The 18525-nt window shown below is 73.2% G+C and carries 19 protein-coding genes; 15 read left to right on the top strand and 4 right to left on the bottom strand.

Features of this window, described 5'->3' with window-relative positions; translation table 11 throughout:
* The first annotated feature begins 22 nt into the window (after nt 1-22).
* From ribD to E6R62_RS02120, 10 genes are all read left to right on the top strand, one after another.
* On the top strand, nt 23-1183 hold the full coding sequence (gene ribD, locus E6R62_RS02165; RefSeq protein ID WP_136210773.1) for a bifunctional diaminohydroxyphosphoribosylaminopyrimidine deaminase/5-amino-6-(5-phosphoribosylamino)uracil reductase RibD: 1161 nt from the start codon (nt 23-25) through the stop codon (nt 1181-1183).
* Nucleotides 1184-1807: a riboflavin synthase gene (locus E6R62_RS02160; protein WP_136210771.1), complete on the top strand. Its 624-nt coding sequence runs from the start codon at nt 1184-1186 to the stop codon at nt 1805-1807.
* Nucleotides 1804-2457: a nicotinamide mononucleotide transporter family protein gene (locus E6R62_RS02155; protein WP_136210769.1), complete on the top strand. Its 654-nt coding sequence runs from the start codon at nt 1804-1806 to the stop codon at nt 2455-2457. Before E6R62_RS02160 ends, E6R62_RS02155 begins: the two co-directional genes overlap by 4 nt.
* Nucleotides 2454-3755 (top strand): bifunctional 3,4-dihydroxy-2-butanone-4-phosphate synthase/GTP cyclohydrolase II, encoded by a 1302-nt coding sequence (locus tag E6R62_RS02150; protein WP_136210767.1) that lies wholly within the window; start codon nt 2454-2456, stop codon nt 3753-3755. Before E6R62_RS02155 ends, E6R62_RS02150 begins: the two co-directional genes overlap by 4 nt.
* Nucleotides 3756-3813: 58 nt before the next feature.
* Nucleotides 3814-4299, top strand: coding sequence for a 6,7-dimethyl-8-ribityllumazine synthase (gene ribH, locus E6R62_RS02145; RefSeq protein ID WP_030775419.1), 486 nt, complete (start codon nt 3814-3816; stop codon nt 4297-4299).
* Nucleotides 4300-4334: 35 nt separating this feature from the next.
* Nucleotides 4335-4616: a phosphoribosyl-ATP diphosphatase gene (locus E6R62_RS02140; RefSeq protein WP_136210765.1), complete on the top strand. Its 282-nt coding sequence runs from the start codon at nt 4335-4337 to the stop codon at nt 4614-4616.
* 69 nt (nt 4617-4685) lie between these two features.
* Complete coding sequence (gene hisG / locus E6R62_RS02135) at nt 4686-5534, top strand: ATP phosphoribosyltransferase (RefSeq protein ID WP_136210763.1); 849 nt, start codon at nt 4686-4688, stop codon at nt 5532-5534.
* A 41-nt stretch (nt 5535-5575) separates the two neighbouring features.
* Nucleotides 5576-6037, top strand: coding sequence for a PH domain-containing protein (locus tag E6R62_RS02130; protein ID WP_136210761.1), 462 nt, complete (start codon nt 5576-5578; stop codon nt 6035-6037).
* A gap of 197 nt (nt 6038-6234) precedes the next feature.
* On the top strand, nt 6235-7584 hold the full coding sequence (locus tag E6R62_RS02125) for a hemolysin family protein (protein WP_136210759.1): 1350 nt from the start codon (nt 6235-6237) through the stop codon (nt 7582-7584).
* Nucleotides 7581-8657 carry a hemolysin family protein gene (locus E6R62_RS02120; protein ID WP_136210758.1) on the top strand — a complete coding sequence of 359 codons (1077 nt, stop codon included), beginning with the start codon at nt 7581-7583 and terminating at the stop codon, nt 8655-8657. The genes E6R62_RS02125 and E6R62_RS02120 overlap by 4 nt, the downstream gene beginning before the upstream one ends.
* A gap of 64 nt (nt 8658-8721) precedes the next feature.
* Here the strand turns inward: E6R62_RS02120 and E6R62_RS02115 are convergent, their stop codons facing one another.
* From E6R62_RS02115 to E6R62_RS02105, 3 genes are all read right to left on the bottom strand, one after another.
* Nucleotides 8722-9705 (bottom strand): phosphotransferase family protein, encoded by a 984-nt coding sequence (locus E6R62_RS02115; protein WP_136210756.1) that lies wholly within the window; start codon nt 9703-9705, stop codon nt 8722-8724.
* 60 nt (nt 9706-9765) lie between these two features.
* Complete coding sequence (locus E6R62_RS02110) at nt 9766-11724, bottom strand: AAA family ATPase (RefSeq protein ID WP_136210754.1); 1959 nt, start codon at nt 11722-11724, stop codon at nt 9766-9768.
* 378 nt (nt 11725-12102) lie between these two features.
* Nucleotides 12103-12720 (bottom strand): uridine kinase, encoded by a 618-nt coding sequence (locus E6R62_RS02105; protein ID WP_136211146.1) that lies wholly within the window; start codon nt 12718-12720, stop codon nt 12103-12105.
* Nucleotides 12721-12914: 194 nt separating this feature from the next.
* On the opposite strand from E6R62_RS02105, the gene E6R62_RS02100 reads away from it, so the two are divergent.
* From E6R62_RS02100 to E6R62_RS02090, 3 genes are all read left to right on the top strand, one after another.
* The gene (locus E6R62_RS02100) at nt 12915-14297 is read left to right on the top strand and encodes a peptidase C39 family protein (protein WP_136210752.1); all 1383 of its coding nucleotides are present in this window, start codon (nt 12915-12917) and stop codon (nt 14295-14297) included.
* Between the two features lie 138 nt (nt 14298-14435).
* The gene (locus E6R62_RS02095) at nt 14436-14882 is read left to right on the top strand and encodes an SPW repeat protein (RefSeq protein WP_136210751.1); all 447 of its coding nucleotides are present in this window, start codon (nt 14436-14438) and stop codon (nt 14880-14882) included.
* Between the two features lie 167 nt (nt 14883-15049).
* The gene (locus E6R62_RS02090) at nt 15050-15235 is read left to right on the top strand and encodes an SCO1431 family membrane protein (protein WP_240801438.1); all 186 of its coding nucleotides are present in this window, start codon (nt 15050-15052) and stop codon (nt 15233-15235) included.
* 10 nt (nt 15236-15245) lie between these two features.
* Here E6R62_RS02090 and E6R62_RS39330 read toward each other — a convergent pair whose 3' ends face one another.
* Complete coding sequence (locus tag E6R62_RS39330) at nt 15246-15593, bottom strand: hypothetical protein (RefSeq protein ID WP_168713940.1); 348 nt, start codon at nt 15591-15593, stop codon at nt 15246-15248.
* 356 nt (nt 15594-15949) lie between these two features.
* Here E6R62_RS39330 and E6R62_RS40600 point away from each other — a divergent pair, with 356 nt between their 5' ends.
* A complete protein-coding gene (locus tag E6R62_RS40600) occupies nt 15950-16327 on the top strand; it encodes a hypothetical protein (RefSeq protein ID WP_368773866.1) in 378 nt (125 codons plus the stop codon).
* Between the two features lie 366 nt (nt 16328-16693).
* Nucleotides 16694-17866, top strand: coding sequence for an acyl-CoA dehydrogenase (locus tag E6R62_RS02080; RefSeq protein WP_136210747.1), 1173 nt, complete (start codon nt 16694-16696; stop codon nt 17864-17866).
* The last annotated feature ends 659 nt before the right edge of the window (nt 17867-18525 follow it).

Here is an 18525-nt window from a genome sequence, read left to right as displayed (position 1 = left end):
CAGGCCCCGGAGTCCGTGCCCGATGAGGCAGGAGGACCCGGTGGCGACAGACGCCGCGCAGACCGCACCCGAGACGGGTGCCGCCGCCATGCGCCGGGCGATCGCGCTCGCGGCCCGCGGACTCGGTTCCACCAGCCCCAACCCCGTCGTCGGCTGCGTCATCACCGACGCCGCCGGGACGGTCGTGGGGGAGGGCTGGCACCAGCGCGCCGGCGGTCCGCACGCCGAGGTCCACGCCCTGCGCGCGGCCGGCGCCGCCGCCCGTGGCGGGACCGCCTACGTCACCCTCGAACCCTGCAACCACACCGGACGCACCGGTCCCTGCGCGCAGGCTCTCATCGACGCCGGTGTCACCCGGGTCGTCTACGCCGTCCCCGACCCCACCCCGCAGGCCGGCGGCGGCGCCGCCACCCTGCGCGCGGCCGGTGTCGAGGTCGAGGGCGGCTTCCTGCGGGACGAGGCCGAGGCGGGCAACACCGCCTGGCTGACCTCCGTACGCCTGGGCCGCCCCCACGTCACCTGGAAGTACGCCGCGACCCTCGACGGCCGCAGCGCCGCCGCCGACGGCAGCAGCCGCTGGATCACCTGCCCGGAGTCCCGCGCCGACGTCCACCGGCTGCGCGCCGAGGCCGACGCCGTCCTGGTCGGCGGCGGCACCCTGCGCGCCGACGACCCGCACCTCGCCGTACGCGGCATCGAAGGCGCCACCCAGCCCCTGCGCGTGGCCCTCGACACGCACGCCTCACTGCTCCCGGGGGCCCGCGTCCTCGACGACGCGGCCCCGACACTGCTCGTCGTCGCCGAGGGCGCCGACACCCGCCACCTGCCCGGCGTCGACCTGCTCCGGCTGCCCCTGTACGACGGCCGCGTCTCGGTCCCCGAACTCCTCACCGCCCTGCACGCCCGCGGCGTGCGCTCCCTGTTCCTCGAAGGCGGCCCCACCCTGGCGGGCGCCTTCCTCGAAGCCGGGGCCGTCGACCGGGTCGTCGGCTACCTCGCCCCGGCCCTGCTCGGCGCGGGCCCCGCGGCCCTCTCCGACGCGGGCGTCACCACCATCGTCCACGCCGTGCGCCTCGACATCACCGAGGCCGTCCGCGTCGGCACCGACCTGCGCGTCACCGCCGTCCCCCGCGCGACGGTCCCCACCGCCGCCGTCCCCACCACCGCCCCCAAGGAGCACTGAGTGTTCACCGGAATCGTCGAAGAACTGGGCGAGGTCACCGCCGTCGAGCAGCTCGCCGAAGCCTCGCGCTTCCGCCTGCGCGGCCCCCTCGTCACCGAGGGCGCGAAGCACGGCGACTCCATCGCCGTCAACGGCGTCTGTCTGACCGTCGTGGAGACCGCGGACGGCGAGTTCACCGCCGATGTCATGCAGGAGACCCTGAACCGCTCCTCCCTCGGCGCCCTGGCCGAGGGCTCGCGGGTCAACCTGGAACGCCCGATGGCACTCGGCGGGCGCCTCGGCGGCCACCTGGTCCAGGGGCACGTGGACGGCACGGGCGAGATCCTCTCCCGTACCCCCTCCGAGCACTGGGAGATCGTCAAGGTCGCCCTCCCGGCGCACCTGTCCCGCTACGTGGTCGAGAAGGGCTCCATCACCGTCGACGGCGTCAGCCTCACCGTGGTGGAGGCCGCCGCCGACTGGTTCACGATCAGCCTCATCCCGACCACCCTCGCCCTGACCACCCTCGGCCTCAAGCAGCCCGGCGACCCGGTCAACCTGGAGGTCGACGTCCTCGCGAAGTACGTGGAGCGGCTGCTGGCCGCCGGCGTGAACCCGCTGCGCACCGAAGGAGACGACCAGTGACCGCCCTGACCTGGCTCAACGCCCAGGCCTTCGAGATCGTCGGCCAGAAGGTCATCTGGTCCGACATGATCGGCAACCTGATGGGCCTGGCCGCCCTCGCGCTCGGCTGGCGCCGCTCCATATGGACCTGGCCCGCCCAGCTCCTGTCCGGCCTGATCCTGATCGCCGCCTACGCCTCCGCCCACCTCGCCGGCGGCGTCGGCAAGCAGCTCCTCGTCATCGGCGTTGCCGTATGGGGCTGGCGCGCCTGGCAGCGCGGCAGGCAGCAGGCCCAGGACGGCTCCATCGCCGTCCGCACGGCGAGTTGGCGCGAGCGCGGCCTGCTCCTGGCCGGAGCGGCCCTCGGCACCCTCGCCGTGGGCGGCCTGTTCACCCTGTTCCCGAACCTGTCGTGGAGCCCCTGGGCCGACGCGTACATCTTCGTCGGCACCATCTTCGCGATGGTCGCCCAGGCCCGCGGCCTGGTCGAGTTCTGGTTCGCCTGGCTCCTCGTCGACCTCGTCGGCGTCCCGCTCGCCTTCACCAACGGCCTGGCCTTCTCCGGCCTCGTCTACGTCGTCTACTTCGCGCTCGTCCTGTGGGGCGCGTACGACTGGTACCAGCGCTCGCGCGCCACCACCGCCCCGGCCCTCGAAGGAGCAACGGCATGACCCCCCTCAAGCCCGTGCCGGACATGCCCGAAGACGCCCTGGGGGAGAGCTTCCGCCTCGACCCCGTCGAGCAGGCCGTCCGGGACATCGTGGCAGGCCGTCCGGTCGTCGTCGTGGACGACGAGAGCCGCGAGAACGAGGGGGACCTCGTGATCGCGGCGGAGAAGGCCACCCCCGAGATCATCGCGTTCATGATGAGCGAGTGCCGCGGCCTGATCTGCGCCCCCATGGAGGGCCCCGAGCTGGACCGGCTCGAACTCCCCCAGATGGTCCAGCACAACACCGAGTCGATGAAGACGGCCTTCACCGTCTCCGTCGACGCGAGCGCCGCCCACGGCGTCACCACCGGCATCTCCGCCGCCGACCGCGCCACCACCCTGCGGCTCCTGGCCGCCGGAACCTGCGAGCCCTCGGACTTCGTCCGGCCCGGCCACATCTTCCCGCTGCGCGCCAAGCCGGGCGGTGTCCTGGTCCGCGACGGCCACACCGAGGCGGCCGTCGACCTCGCCCGCCTCGCGGGCCTGCGGCCGGCCGGCGCCATCGTGGAGATCGCCGGCGAGGACGGCGTCATGCTGCGGCTGCCGGAGCTGGTCCCCTTCGCCCGCAAGCACGGTCTGACGATCATCTCCATAGAGGATCTGATCGCCTACCGCCGCTCCGCCGAGCCGACCGTGCGCCGCGAGGCCGAGGTCAACCTGCCGACCGCCTTCGGCGCGTTCACGGCCTACGGCTACCGCTCCACCGTCGACGGCGTCGAGCACGTCGCCCTCGTCCACGGAGAGGTCGGCGGCGGGGACGACATCCTCGTTCGCATGCACTCCGAGTGCCTGACCGGCGACATCTTCCAGTCCCAGCGGTGCGACTGCGGCCCGCAGTTGCACGCCTCCATGGCCCGCATCCAGGAGGAGGGCCGCGGCGTGGTCGTCTACCTGCGTGGTCACGAGGGCCGCGGCATCGGGCTGCTGTCCAAGCTGCGGGCCTACGAACTCCAAGAACGCGGCCGCGACACCCTGGACGCCAACCTGGAGTTGGGCCTGCCCGCCGACGCCCGCGACTACGGGGCCGGCGCGCAGATCCTCGCCGACCTCGGCGTCCGCAGCGTGCGCCTGCTCACCAACAACCCCGACAAGGCGGACGCGCTCGTCGGCCACGGCATCGCGGTCGCCGGCCGGGAGTCGATGCCGATCGAGGCCGGCGAGCACAACCTGCGGTACCTGCGCACCAAGCGGGACCGGATGGGTCACGACCTGCCCTGGCTGGACGGACCCGTGACCACCTCCGCCTGCGGCAACCAGTAACACCCCCGCACCACCCCACACCCACCGACTATCGCGATCGACCACGAGGAGCAGAGCTGTGAGCGGCAAGGGCGCACCCGAACTGAGCGTGAAGAACTGTGGCGACCTGCGGGTCGCCGTCATCGCGGCCCAGTGGCACGAGAAGGTCATGGACGGCCTGGTCGACGGCGCCCTGCGGGCCCTGCACGAGCTGGGCATCGACGAGCCCACCCTGCTGCGCGTTCCCGGCAGCTTCGAGCTGCCGGTCGTGGCGAAGGTACTGGCCGGTCGCGGTTACGATGCCATCGTCGCGCTCGGTGTGGTCATCCGTGGCGGCACCCCGCACTTCGACTACGTCTGCCAGGGCGTCACCCAAGGCCTGGTACAGGTGTCGATCGACACCGGAGTCCCCGTCGGCTTCGGCGTCCTGACCTGCGACAACGACGAACAGGCGCTCGACCGCGCCGGACTTGAGGGGTCGAACGAGGACAAGGGGCACGAAGCGGTCACCGCCGCCGTCGCCACCGCCATGACCCTGCGGACCGTCAGCGAACCCTGGCGCTGAGTGGCAGCGGGGGACCCCTTATTCTGAGGACCATCATGGCGAACAAACCCACCAAGAGCTTCGAAGAGCTCTTCACCGAGCTCCAGCTCAAGGCCGCCAACGGCGACCCCGGCTCCTCCCGTACCGCCGAGCTCGTCGGCAAGGGCGTCCATGCCATCGGCAAGAAGGTCGTCGAGGAGGCCGCCGAGGTCTGGATGGCCGCCGAGTACGAGGGCAAGGAAGCCACCGCCGAGGAGATCTCCCAGCTGCTCTACCACGTCCAGGTGATGATGGTGGCGCGCGGGATCTCCCTCGACGACGTCTACGCGCACCTCTAGGCCGCAGCCCCTCCCCGCGGGTCCCCGCCCTCACCAGCTCTCCCGTACCTACGCCCCCAAGGAAGCCCCATGCTGCGCATCGCCGTCCCCAACAAGGGTTCACTCTCCGGACCGGCGTCGGCGATGCTCCATGAGGCGGGCTACCGGATGCGCAAGGAGTCCAAGGAGCTCGTGGTCGTCGACCCCGAGAACGGGGTCGAGTTCTTCTACCTCCGCCCGAAGGACATCGCGATCTACGTGTCCTCCGGCAAGCTCGACATCGGCATCACCGGCCGGGACCTGCTGCTCGACTCCGGCGCCAGCGCCGAGGAGATCCTGCCGCTGAACTTCGGCCGGTCCACCTTCCGCTACGCCACCCTTCCCGGCACCGCGAAGGGCCCCGAGGACTTCACCGGGATGACGATCGCGACCTCTTACGAGGGAATCGTCGCCAAGCACCTCGCCGAGAAGGGCATCGACGCCTCCGTCGTCCACCTCGACGGGGCGGTCGAGACCGCCATCCAGCTCGGCGTCGCCCAGATCATCGCGGACGTCGTGGAGACCGGCACCAGCCTGCGCAACGCCGGCCTGGAGGTCATCGGGGAGCCGATCCTCACCTCCGAGGCCGTTGTCATCCGCGGCAACGGCACCGACCCGGAGGACCCGCAGGCCCAGCAGTTCCTGCGCCGCCTCCAGGGCGTCCTGGTGGCCCGCAGCTACGTGATGATGGACTACGACTGCCGCGCCGAGCACCTGGAGCGCGCGGTCGCCCTCACCCCGGGCCTGGAGTCGCCGACCGTCTCCCCGCTGCACAACGAGGGCTGGGTCGCGGTCCGCGCCATGGTTCCCGCCAAGGAAGCCCAGCGGATCATGGACGACCTGTACGAGCTCGGCGCGCGCGCGATCCTCACCACGTCGATCCACGCCTGCCGCCTCTGATCCCCGTCCCCTCCGGCACCTCGCAGAACCGAGCGCACACCATGGCCGACGCCGCCGCCCAGCCCGCACCGCCCACCCTGCCGGTCACCTTCCGGCCGACCCGCACCCGGGCCGTCCTGCTGGGCGCCGGTCTCGCGATCTTCGTCACCATCACGGCGATCGCCCTGCTCCTGGACCTGCACCCCGGCGAGCGGATCAGCTTCGTCCTGACCGCGGTCCTGCTCAGCTCCGTCCTCGTCCTGCTCAGCCGCCCCAAGGTGGTGGCGGACGAGGCGGGGGTCACCGTCGTCAACCTCACCCGGACCCGCCGCCTGGAATGGGCGCAGATCCTCCGGGTGAACCTCCGTCCGGGCGACCCCTGGGTCTTCCTCGACCTCAGCGACGGCTCCAGCCTCCCGGTCCTGGGCATCCAGCCCGGCATCGCCAAGGCCCGTGCCATCGACGACGCGCGGACCCTGCGCGCCCTCGCCGAAACCCGGGGAACCGGTGTGAAGGACCACTGAGCCCCGGGTTCCCCGCTGCGTCCCATTGCGGCGGCGATCCCAATGACTACCCTGGTGGCGGGGCGCAGCCGTGCGCCCTCCCACCGGCCCCGGGACCCTGTGGCCCGTGGGCAACTGCGACTTGAGGAGTGACTCCCTCCAGCAATGGACGGATCGTCCGGTAGTACCCGCGCCGCCCTCCCCCCGGAGGCGGCGGCATGACCATCCCGCTACTCCTTCTCGTGGCGGCGTTCGCCCTGATCCTCGCCAACGGTTTCTTCGTGGCGGCCGAGTTCGGCCTCGTCACCGTGGAACGGCCCGACGCCGAACGCGCCGCGGCCGACGGTGACCGCCGTGCCCGCACGGTCGTCGATGCCCTGCGCGAGCTGTCGTTCCAGCTCTCCGGCACCCAGCTGGGCATCACGATCACCTCGCTCGTCGTCGGCATGCTCGCCGAACCGGCCCTCGCTGCCCTGCTGTCCGGGCCGCTCGGCGCGACCGGCCTGCCGCGCGAGGCCGTGTCCGGCGTCGCCGTCGTCATCGGCATGCTGCTCGCCTCCGCCGTCCAGATGGTCGTCGGCGAGCTCGTCCCGAAGAACTGGGCCGTCTCCAGGCCGCTCCAGGTGGCCCGGTTCGTGGCCGGACCGCAGCAGACCTTCTCCCGTGCCTTCCGGCCGGTCATCGCGGCCCTCAACGCCGTGGCGAACCGTCTCGTGCGGGCGCTCGGCGTGGAGCCGGCCGAGGAGATGGCCTCGGCCCGCACCCCCGGCGAGCTGGTCTCCCTGGTCCGCCATTCGGCGCAGGCCGGCGCCCTGGAGCAGGACACCGCCGACCTCTTCGTACGGACCCTGTCCCTCGGCGACCTGACGGCCCAGCACGTCATGACGCCCCGGGTGAAGGTCAGCGCCCTCCAGCACACGGCCACCGCGGCCGACGTGCTCAACCTGACCCGGGCCACCGGCCTGTCCCGCTTCCCCGTCTACCGCGAGCGCATCGACGAGATCACCGGCGTCGTGCACCTCAAGGACGCCCTCGCCGTACCGGAGGCGGAGCGCGCCCGCACGACCGTGTCGCGCATCTGCGTCGCCCCCCTGCTGGTGCCCGGCTCCCTGCCGGTGCAGCCGCTGCTGGAGCGGCTGCGCAGCGAACAGCCGATGGCCGTCGTCGTCGACGAGTACGGCGGCACCGCCGGTGTCGTCACCCTGGAGGACATCGTGGAAGAACTCGTCGGCGAGGTCCGCGACGAACACGACCTCAAGGAGGACGACAGCCCCGAGCTGGCCGCCGTGGCCGCCGAGGACGGCCGCCCATCCTGGGAGGCCGACGGCAGCTGCCGTGTGCACACCCTGCGCCGGATAGGCCTGGAGGTACCCGAAGGCCCGTACGAGACCGTCGCCGGCCTCGTCGCCGACCTGCTCGGCCGCATCCCCGCCCCCGGGGACCGCGCGGAACTGCCCGGCTGGAAGCTCTCCGTCCGCCAGGTGCGCCGCTACCGGGCCGAACGCGTGCGACTCGTCCGCACCGCCCCGCTCACGGCTCCCGCGGAACTGGAGGCGGTGGGCCGGTGAACGCGCTGCAACTGCTCTTCGCCCTGCTGCTCGTACTGGCCAACGGTTTCTTCGTCGGCGCCGAGTTCGCCCTCGTCTCCGTACGCCGCAGCCAGATCGAGCCCCTCGCGGCCGGCTCCAAGCGGGCCCGCCAGGTGCTGCACGGCCTGGAGAACCTGCCCCGGATGATGGCCGCCGCGCAGTTCGGCATCACCCTGTGCTCGCTGACCCTCGGCGCGGTCGCCGAACCCACCGTGGCCCGGCTGCTGGAGCCCGTCTTCCACGCCGTCCACGTCCCCGAGGGACTGGTCCACCCGCTCGGCTACGCGGTCGCGCTCGCCGCCGTGGTCTTCCTCCACCTGGTCATCGGCGAGATGGTCCCCAAGAACCTCGCCATGGCCGCGCCCGAGAAGACCGCCTTGTGGTTCAGCCCCGGCCTGGTCGCCTTCGCGCGCCTGTGCGGGCCCGTGACCACGGCGCTCGGCGCCTGCGCCGCCTTCATCCTGCGGCTCTTCAAGGTGGAGCCCAAGGACGAGGTCGAAGCCGTGTACACCAGCGCCCAGCTCGGGCGGCTCCTCAAGGACTCCCGGCAGGCCGGGCTCCTGGAGCCGGTCGAGCAGGAGCGGCTGGAGGACGCCCTGGAACTGGGCACCCGCCCCGTCACCGACGTCCTCCTCGACCGGGACCGGCTCGTCACCGTCGGCCCCGACGTCACGCCGCGGCAGATCGAACAGCTGACGGTGCGCACCGGCTACTCCCGCTTCCCGGTCCGCTCCGGCAACGGCGCCTTCATGGGCTACCTGCACGTCAAGGACGTGCTGGACCTGGAGGACCGGGAGCGGGCCGTACCCCAGCGGGTCTGGCGCCGGATGACGACGCTGTCCTCCACGCTCCCGCTGGACGACGCCCTGACGGTCATGCGCCGCGACGCCACCCACCTGGCGCAGGTCGCGGACGCGGCCGGCCGGGTGTTGGGCCTGGTCGCCATGGAGGACGTCCTGGAGATGCTGGTGGGCGAGGTCCGCGACCCCGCCCACCGCACCACCCCACCGGCCCGCCGCGCCCCCGTCCCGGAAGACGCGCTGGTCCGCTGACCCGCCCCCCGGCTCCCGAACCCGGCCCCCGAACCAGGCGCCCGCCGGTTCGGGGGCCGGCCGGTCACGCGTAGCGGTCGAAGAGGGCCTGGAGGTAGTCCTCCAGCCGTCGGGTCAGGGCCTCGGTCGTCAGGTCCACGCGGCCCAGCTCCCGCCAGGGGACGGCGACCTTCTCCGCGTCCGGGGCGAAGGCCAGCGCGTCCAGCAGCCGCCAGTGGAGATGGGCGGTGGGCTCCTCGTCGAGGGTCCCTCCCGCGGCGACGTAGCGGTCGGCGAAGCGCATGCCGGCCGGGACCCCGTGCAGCAGGGCGAGGGCCGTCGAGCAGTGCGCCACGTCGAGGTCGGCGGGTCCCCAGGAGGTCTCCACCCAGTCGACGACACCACTGATCCGAAGATCGTCGCCGGTGCCGGTGAAGAGGACGTTCCCGGGATGGAAGTCCCGGTGCAGGAAGTGACCCCGGTACGGCGGGGGGTCGTGGCGGATGACGTCGACGGCCCGCCGCCAGAGCTGGGGCCGCCCGGTGGCGGCCGGCGGCCGCACCCGCTCCGGCGAGGTCCAGGGCTGATAGGTGCGGGGCCGTCGCGACGGCGGCACCGGCTGCCGGTGGACGCGCACCAGTTGGCGGGCCAGCAGGTCGGCGCGGCCGTCGGCCCCCTCGTCGTCCAGGCGCACCGTCCCCGGGAGCAGGGACATCAGCAAGGAGGGGTGGTCGCAATGCCGCGCGGTCGCGTCCACGGCCACGAGCGCGGCCGCGGGCACGTCGGTGCCGGCGAGCAGGCGCAGGACGGTCGCCTCACGGGTCAGCAGGCCCTCCGCGTGCCGAAGGTAGAAGGGTTTGACGAAGGACCGCAGGACGAGGGAGCGCCGGCCCTGCGGACCGCTGACGTCCAGGCGGCGCATCCGCGAGGTCCACCCGCCGCGCAGCCGCACCACCTCGTCGATGCGCTCGGCCTCGGACAGCCCCTTCTCCACCCAGGAGCGCGTGGCACCCCAGTCCCGACCGTCACGATCCGCGCCGACGCCCTCGGCCTCCCCGACCCCATCCATGAAGGCAGGCTATCCACTGTCCTCGAACGCCTCGACCCGGCGGTAGGTGTCGGCGCGCCGCTACAACGGCGGCGCCTCCGGGCGTTCTTGGGGGCCGCGGCCCGAGAGGACCTCCCCGTACGCCTGCATCAGGTCCGACAGCCGAAGCGTCGACAGGTCCTCCCGGGAGGGATCACCGGCGAAGCCGGCCAGGCGCAGGTCCCGGTAGGCGCAGCTCTTCTCGTACAGCGTGCGCAGGAACCGGCCGTTGCCCAACTCGTCGATCCAGCCCTGCCCGACCACGTGTCCGCTGATGCTGCGCAGCTCCTCCAGCGCCTCCTCGTCCCAGCGGTCGCCGTTGCCCTCCGCCAACACCTCGCCGATCGCGGTCAGCTCGGTGGGCCGGTAACTGGGGAAGTCCACCCGGGTGGTGAAACGCGAGGACAGCCCCGGGTTGGTGTTCAGCAGCCGGTCCATCCCGGCCGGATAGCCCGCCAGGATGACCACGAGGTGGTCCCGGTTGTCCTCGGCGCGCTTGAGCAACACCTGTAACGCCTCGTCGCCGTACGCGTCGCCCTTGCTGTATCCGGAGTTGGACAGGCTGTACGCCTCGTCCACGAACAACACCCCGCCGATCGCCGAGTCGATCAGCTCGTTCGCCTTCACGGCGGTCTGGCCGAGGAACTCGCCCACGAGATCCGCCCGTTGGGCCTCGACGAGGTGGTCGCCGCCCAGTAGCCCGAGTGCGTAGAAGACCCGGCCCAGAATCCGGGCCACCGTCGTCTTGCCCGTGCCGGAGGGCCCGGAGAAGACGAAGTGCCGCTTGGGCGGCTGCACCGGCAGACCCTGGCCGGCGCGCAGCCTGGCCATGTGCAGCTGGGCCGAGAGGGCCTTCACCTGGCGCTTGACGGGCTCCAGCCCCACCATCCGCTCCAGCTCCGCGAGCGCCTGGGCCAGCGCCCGGGGATCGGCGGGCCCCGGGGGCAGCCCGGCGGGCGCTCCCTGCGCCGGTAACGCCGTCCTGTGGCGCATGCCGTCGGCTCGGCCCGTGTCCGTGCGGCCCTGGTCCCCAGGCCCGAAGCGGGGCTCCGACGGGTCGGCGAGCAGCGGGTCCGACTCCGCCTGCCCGTCCGGGGCGACGTCCTGCGCGGGACCGCCGCCCCCGCCGCCGAGCGCCACCGCCGCCAGGTCCCCGCCGGCGGGGGCCGGTCCGTGCCCGGCGAATCCCTCGCCGGAGCGCCCGTAGCCCGCGTAGCCGGCCATGTCGTCCGGGTCGCTGCTGTCCGCGATCGCCGTCAGGCGGGCCGCGGTGTCCATGAACGCCGGGTCCACCCGGTGCACCGCCCGGTACAACGGCAGCGCGGCGGCGCTGCGGCCCGTCCCCTCATGGGCCCGTGCCAGCCAGTACCGCAACTCCTTGCGCTGCGGCTGTTCGCTGCGACATCGCATCAGCGCCGCCGCCAGCATCGGCTCCGCCTGCCCGTACATCTCCAGCCGGACCCGGGCCATACCGCCGAACAGGCGTGCCTCGATCCCCAGTTGCGGATCGTCCACCAGCGGTTCCGTGTGCCGCGCCAACTGGTCCCAGTCCTTGACCAGGTAGGCCCGGCAGGCGTGCAGGAAGCGGACCTGTGGATCGGTGTCGACCGGGGGCAGCGCGGCGAGGGCCTGGTCCAGCTCGGGCACGTGCCGTCCGTCCAGCCAGTGCGAGGCGTGGGCCAGCAGCAGGTCCCGTCGGCTCTCCAGGACCGGCTGCACCCACCAGCCCAGCCAGTACCAGGAGTTGAGCGTCCTGCGGTGCCGGGCACGCTGTTCGCCGAAGCGGTCCCGGTGCGCGTACATGCGCAACAACGCGTTGGAGGTGTCCACCCGGAGGGCGTGCAGGCCCAGCCAGGCGTCGGCCATCGTCGGATCGAGCCGGACCGCCGTGCGGAACTCCTCCTCCGCCTGCGGGTAGGCGCCCATGGTGCAGGCGTCGACGCCGCGCAGCCAGGCGAGTTCGGCCGGGGCGTGGGTGCTGCCCGGCATGCCGAAGTCCATCACATCCCCCACAAGCCTGCCCCCGTGGTGCGCGGCAACCCGCGCGACGATCCCGTGAGTTGTCCACCATGCCGATGAAATCAGGGCTGCATCGTACCTGCGGTGACGCTCCTTACCCAGGGCGCGGCGGTCGCGGTTCGGGAGCCTCTCCCCGGCCGCCGTCGTGACTCTCGGTGAAGGACGGGGAGGTGGCGCGGCGCCCGCCGGCCTTCCGAGGCCCGCGTCCGGGCAGAACGAAGCCCCCGATCACGGGGGAACAATCGGGGGCTCCGCGTCTGCCGCGGTCCTCGCAGACCGCGCATTCAGAACGTAAGGCCGTCGCGGGGGCGCGGTCAAGCGGCTCGGGGAAGCCCCGGAGCGGGTCGGCGGGGCCGGCGCTCAGGCCCGGGGGAGCCCGTGACTTTCAGTGACGGAAGACGGGGTTGCTGCCGTCGCGGGAGCCCCGGAAGTCCACTCGTATCCCGTACCGCTCTGGCGTACCAGCACGTCGGCGAAGGGGCGCGAAGGGTCGTCCGAGAAGTGCGCGACCTCCGCGCGCTCCCATTCGTCCCAAAAAGCGGAAAGTTCACGCCCGTCCCGGTTCCGCCCGCGCCCCCAGGACCGCTCGCGGGGCGTCTCCATCCACAGCAGCCGCGCCAGCCACGGACGCAGCGCCCGCCTGCCCGCCCCGACGCCCTCGACGATCAGCAGCGGAGCCGGCTCCAACACCCGCTGGGGGCCGAACCGGCGGCCCACCCAGTCGTACGGGGCCCAGTGCGCGGGCCGACCGGCCGCGAGCGGCTCCAAGACCTGCGCGCGCAGCCGTCCGAACCAGTCGAAGAGCTCCTCGTGCGTGGCCACGTCGTCCAGCCGCAGTACGGGGGCGCCGCCCAGCGACTCGGCGAGCCGGCCCGCGAAGGTGCTCTTGCCCGACCCGGCGTGCCCGTCGACACCGATCAACCGGACCGGCCCGAGGGACGGCGGCAGGGCGGCGAGTTCCCGCGCGAGCGGGTCCAGGGACCGGCCGGGGGACAGGGGGGAATGCTGGGGCTGCTCCACCCGGCCAGCCTATGACGCGGCGGCGCGGCGGCCCGATCCGGCGCCCCCGGGGCCCCGACACGGCCGCCCGGCTTCCGTCGCCCGTGGCGCGGGAACTGGAAGGGTGGAGCAGCCGATCCACCGCCTCGACCGACCCCAGGGGGGCCACCACCATGACCGCACCCACCCCGCGCAGGGCCCTGCTCACGGCCGCCCTCGCGGCCGCCGCCGTGGCCACCGTCCCCGGGGGGAAGGCCGCGGCCACCGCCCGGCCCGGCAGGGATGCCGACACCGGGACCGGCGCCGGGGCCGCCTACCCGACGATCGACAACCGGTTCTGGTACTCGTACGCCCACTGGCAGGCCGGCACCCACCACGGCACCAAGGCCGTCGCGGGCACCCGCCCCGGCCTGGAGATCGGGACCCCGGCCGGCCGGACCGAGTACACCGACCCGCACACCGGGAAGAAGACCGCCTGGGAGTACGCCGGCTGGACCTCGCCCGTGCACCGCTCCGCCGTCCCGGCCACCGAGGCCATCGCCTCCTGGAACGCCCGGACCCCCGCCGGGACCTGGATCCAGACCGAGCTGCGCTGCACCTACGACGACGGTACGACCACCCCTTGGTACGTGATGGGCCGCTGGGCCTCGGGCGAGGGCGACATCCGCCGCACCTCGGTCGACGGCCAGACCGACGGCCGCACGACCGTCTGGACCGACACCCTGGCCGTCGACACCCCGGCGAAGGCCGCCGGGACGCGCCTGCGGGACTGGCAACTGCGCCTGACCCTCCACCGCAAGCCCGGCGCCACCGGCGGCCCCACCGTCTGGCTCGCGGGCGCCATGGCCTCGGGCGTCCCGGACCGGTTCACCGTGCCCCCTTCCAAGCCCTCGGGCACGGCCCACGAGCTCAAGGTGCCGCGCTACTCGCAGGAGATCCACATCGGCAGGTATCCCGAGTACGACAACGGCGGCGAGGCCTGGTGCAGCCCCACCTCCTCCCAGATGATCATCGAGTTCTGGGGTCGGAAGCCCACGGCCCGGGACCTCGCCTGGGTGAACCCCTCGTACTCCGACCCCCAGGTCTGCCACGCGGCCCGCTCCACCTACGACGCCGCCTACAAGGGCTGCGGGAACTGGCCCTTCAACGCCGCGTACGCCGCCACCTACCGGGACATGGCCGCGGTGATCACCCGGCTGGCCTCCCTCACGGACCTGGAAACCCTGATCCGGGCCGGCATCCCGGTCATCACCTCGCAGTCCTTCCTGCCCGAGGAACTCACCGGGGCCGGATACGGCACCTCCGGCCACCTCATGACCGTCATCGGTTTCACCGGGGCCGGCGACGTGATCGCCAACGACCCCAACTCGCCGAACGACGCCGCCGTACGCCGCGTCTACCGCCGTACCGAGTGGGAGAACATCTGGCTGCGCACCCGGCGCCACAACGCCGCGGGGAAGGAGGTCCAGGCCACCGGCGGGGTCTGCTACCTCTACGTCCCGGCCCGTCCCGGCGTCGCGCAGCTCGCGGCCCTGCGGTCGGTCGGGGTGATCTGACGCGGCGCCCGGACGACGGGCGGGGGGTCGCGCGAGAGTCGGCTTTCTCGCCCCGATTTTCTTACACCGAATGGGTTGTAAGTGGGGCATAAAGGGCAGAGGCGGTGTAGGAGCAGCTTCAACAGGAGGCAGTCCGACATGACCACGCACTCAAGCATCGAGCACCACCCCGACCTCGCGGAGATGCGCACGCGGTTCGAGCAGGTCACCAGTACGCCCCGCGCGCAGGCAGTGGAGGCGCTGGCCCTCATCACGGGCCTCTACATCGCGGCCTCGCCGTGGATCGCCGGATTCAGCGTGCTGAGCGCACTGGCGGTCAACAACCTCATCGCGGGCCTGGCGTACTGCCTGTGCATGGGCGGACTCGGGACCGCGTACGAACGCACCCACGCCATGGCATGGACCGCCGTCGGCATCGCCCTCTGGACGATCGTCGCCCCGTGGGTGATCGCGGGCAACGTGGACACGACCCGCACGGTGGTCAGCAACGTGATCGCAGGCGCCGTCGCTACCCTGCTGGCCCTGGCGATGGCCGCCATGGCGGGACCAGGGCGCCGCAGCGGCGGCCGGATGCGCCACACGTGACGCCGGCCGGACGACCCCGTACGAACCGGACGTCCGCTACGACCCCGTAACCATCCTTCGACCGTCGGACCGTTCACGCCCGCCGCTTCGCGCGGCGGGCGTGACGTGTGCCACCCGTGATGCCCGTCTCTACCGCGAAAGCCGCGAAGGCTGCCACATTGGACGGCATGACCACACGCACCCCCGCCCTCGGCGCACCCTCCGCCCCCGCCCTCACCGCGCTCGCCGCCCGCGCCCGCCGCCTCGTCGGTACCGGCGGACCCGAGGAGGGCGGTGCCTGGCTGGAGCACGTACTCGGCTGGACCCTGGTGGCCGTGGTCGCCATGTTCGTCACCCAGGTCGGCTGGCTCTGACCGTCCCGTCCTACGCCGCGCCGGCCGGGCTCACGACGCCTCCGGTCGCAGCCCGTCCGTGACGATCACGTCCGCGGTGACCGGTGCCTGCTCGGCGGCTGACCCGCGTCATGAAGACGAACGGCGGGATGACCGGGGGAGCGGGCAGCCCCTCCGGGCTGAACGTGACACAGAGCACCCCCTCGATGCACCCGCTGAACCGGGTCAGGTCCAAGGTCACGTCCCCGCGGGGCGCCAGCGACGAAGCGGACGGCCCGTACTCCTCCGGGCCGTCCCGGGTGCCCAGCCGGTAGTCGCGGAGCGAGGCGGCCGCCATCTTCAGCACCAGCGCCTTGCGCGGTCCGTCGACCGTGGCCACCTCGGCGAGCGCGAAGCCGCGGGGCGCGAAGAGCGAGGCTCGGGGGCGCCCGCGCCCGCCGGCCGCGAGACCAGCAGGGCCACCGGCAGGGCGACGGCCAGGACGCGCGGCGCGCCCGGTCGCCCGCGGGGCTCGTCGTCCCGCCCCTCGGCGCCCTCCGCTCCCGGGACCGGGCGAGGGGTCCAGCCGAAGGCCGGCGCGCTGCCCGCCACGCCAGCGGCATCCCCACCAGGAAGCCGCCCAGGTCGGTCGCCACGAAGGACAGCACCGACAGCAGCGGAGCGTGGACGGACACGTACGCCTTCGCCTGGGGCAGGACGCACGTTGTTCGCCGCACCCCATACGACGTGCTTTCCATGGACGACATCGCCCAACAGGTCGGTCTCGCCAAGGAATTGGTCTACTACTCCTTCAAGGGCAAGCGCGGCCACCACCTGGCCGTCGTGGGGGTGTCGGTGGCCGAACCCGTCGCCCGCGCCCACGCGGACACCGACCTCCCCGGCGCCGAAAGCGCCCGCCGCACCATCGACGGCTACCTCCGCTACGCAGGACACCACCAGGCCGCGTACCGCACCGTCGTCACGGGCCGGTGTCGGGTCCGACGCCGAAGTCCTCGCCCTGCGCGACGCCGTCAGCGAGGAACCGGTGGCCACCATCGCGGAGGGCGCGTACGGGCGCCGCGCCGTCCCGCCGGTCGCCCGCCCGGCCCTCGTCGGCTGGCTCTCCGGGGCTGAGGGAACCACCCTGGAATGGATCGGAGGGCCGGGCGCGGACGGCGGCGACGGGGTGCCCGACCGGGCGGAACCGGCGGCGCCGCCGGTGCGACGACCAAAGGCCACTTTGACCGTGATCGAGGAATTCGTACCGGAGTGCCCGGCTCGACCCGTACTCGAACAGCCCTCGGGTGCGGCCGGGGACCTTGACGATCAACGACCGGTGACGGGAAGCCCCTGATCGGGCATACTCAAGCCGCCGCAGCCGCTGAACAGCCCTTCCGTGATCCGGGAGGGCAGCACCGGCTGTGAGAGCACCGAGACCCGACGACGCGTCCCACACCTCACGCGCCGTCGCCGTGCCCGAAGAGGGAGGAGAGCGCCGCCATGAACGACCGCGCCCCGCAGCCGGTGGAACGTCAGCTGCCCACCGAAGAGTCCCGCGATCTGCTCGCGCTCGTACGAGAGATCGCGCAGCGGGAGATCCGCCCCCGGGCCGCCGAGGAGGAGGACGCCGGCCGCTTCCCCCGCGAGGTCTTCACCCTGCTGTCCGACGCCGGGCTGCTGGGCCTCCCGTACGACGGTGAGTTCGGCGGCGGCGAGCAGCCGTACGAGGTCTACCTCCAGGTGCTGGAGGAGCTCGCGGCGGCCCGGCTGACCGTGGGCCTCGGCGTCAGCGTGCACTCCCTGGCCTGCCACGGCCTGGCCGGTTACGGCACCAAGGAGCAGCAGGCGGCCCACCTGCCGGCGATGCTCGGCGGCGGACTGCTCGGCGCGTACTGCCTCTCCGAGCCGGCCGCCGGCTCGGACGCGGCCTCCCTCGGCACCAAGGCGGTACGCGACGGCGACGACTGGGTGATCACCGGCACCAAGGCGTGGATCACGCACGGCGGGATCGCGGACTTCTACACCGTGCTCGCCCGGACCGGCGGCGAGGGCCCCAAGGGGATCACCGCCTTCCTGGTCCCCGGCGACGCGGCGGGCCTGACGGCGGCCGTCCCCGAGAAGAAGATGGGCCTCAAGGGCTCACCCACCGCGCAGCTCCACTTCGACGGCGTACGGGTGCCGGACTCGCGGCGCATCGGCGAGGAGGGCCAAGGCTTCACGATCGCCCTCGCCGCCCTGGACGCGGGCCGGCTCGGCATCGCCGCGTGCGCGATCGGCGTGGCCCAGGCGGCGCTCGACGAGGCGGTCGCCTACGCCCTGGACCGCAAGCAGTTCGGGCACCCCATCGCGGACTTCCAGGGCCTGCGCTTCATGCTCGCCGACATGGCGACGAAGATAGAGGCGGGCCGCGCCCTGTACCTGGCGGCTGCGCGCCTGCGGGACGCGGGCAAGCCGTTCGCCCGCCAGGCGGCGATGGCCAAGCTGTTCTGCACGGACGCGGCGATGTCCGTGACCACCGACGCGGTGCAGGTACTCGGCGGCTACGGCTACACGGCGGACTTCCCGGTGGAGCGGCTGATGCGCGAGGCGAAGGTCCTCCAGATCGTAGAGGGCACGAACCAGATCCAGCGCATGGTCATCGCCCGCCACCTGGCCGGCCCGGAAACCCGCTGACACCCTCGGCGCGCCCCCGCGCGTCGGCCGCCGGCGCCCGCCGGACCCGTCCGGCTCCGCCCGGTGGCCCGTCCGGCGGCGGCAGCGGTCTGGCCGCCGGCCCCTGACGGGCCGCACCGGACCCGGATGCGCCGCCGAGACCGGCCGCACGACGGCCTGACCCCTGCCCCGCCGGCGCCCGTCCGACGGGCTCCGCGGTGCACTGGTGCGGTGACCGCCTCATCCGGTCCCGACCGGTCGCGGGGGCGTCGGCTCGTACGGATGCGCACCGGAGCCGGGGGTGGCCACGCAGCCTTTCGCCCCGATGGTCCCTCGCCGGCGCGCCCGTGCCGCGCCCTCCGTTCGGGGCGGGGGGGTGGGGGAGGGCCGGGCGGTCGGGTCGCCCCGTGCGGACTCGATCGTCCGTGCGGCGACGAGGCCGGGCGCATCGACCGCACCCGCCGTCCACGGCGGTGGCGACCGATGCGGTGGTGTGCCTGCCACACGCCCTCCGGTTCCAGGGCGTTCCCGGGGCGCCGCCTCGGGCTGCCCCGGTCCATCACGACGCCGGCGTTCCCGAGGCGTCGGCCGGGGCCACCCCCGCCCGCTCCCGGGGCCCCCGGCGGGGACCGCGTCGGCGGCCCAACGACCAAGTCCGGACCGTGCGGGCGACCTTGCGG

It is taken from the genome of Streptomyces sp. A1136 (assembly GCF_004795055.1).
GTDB lineage: Bacteria > Actinomycetota > Actinomycetes > Streptomycetales > Streptomycetaceae > Streptomyces.
Note: the sequence above shows the minus strand (reverse complement) of the source record. Positions and strands in the feature narration are given on the sequence as shown.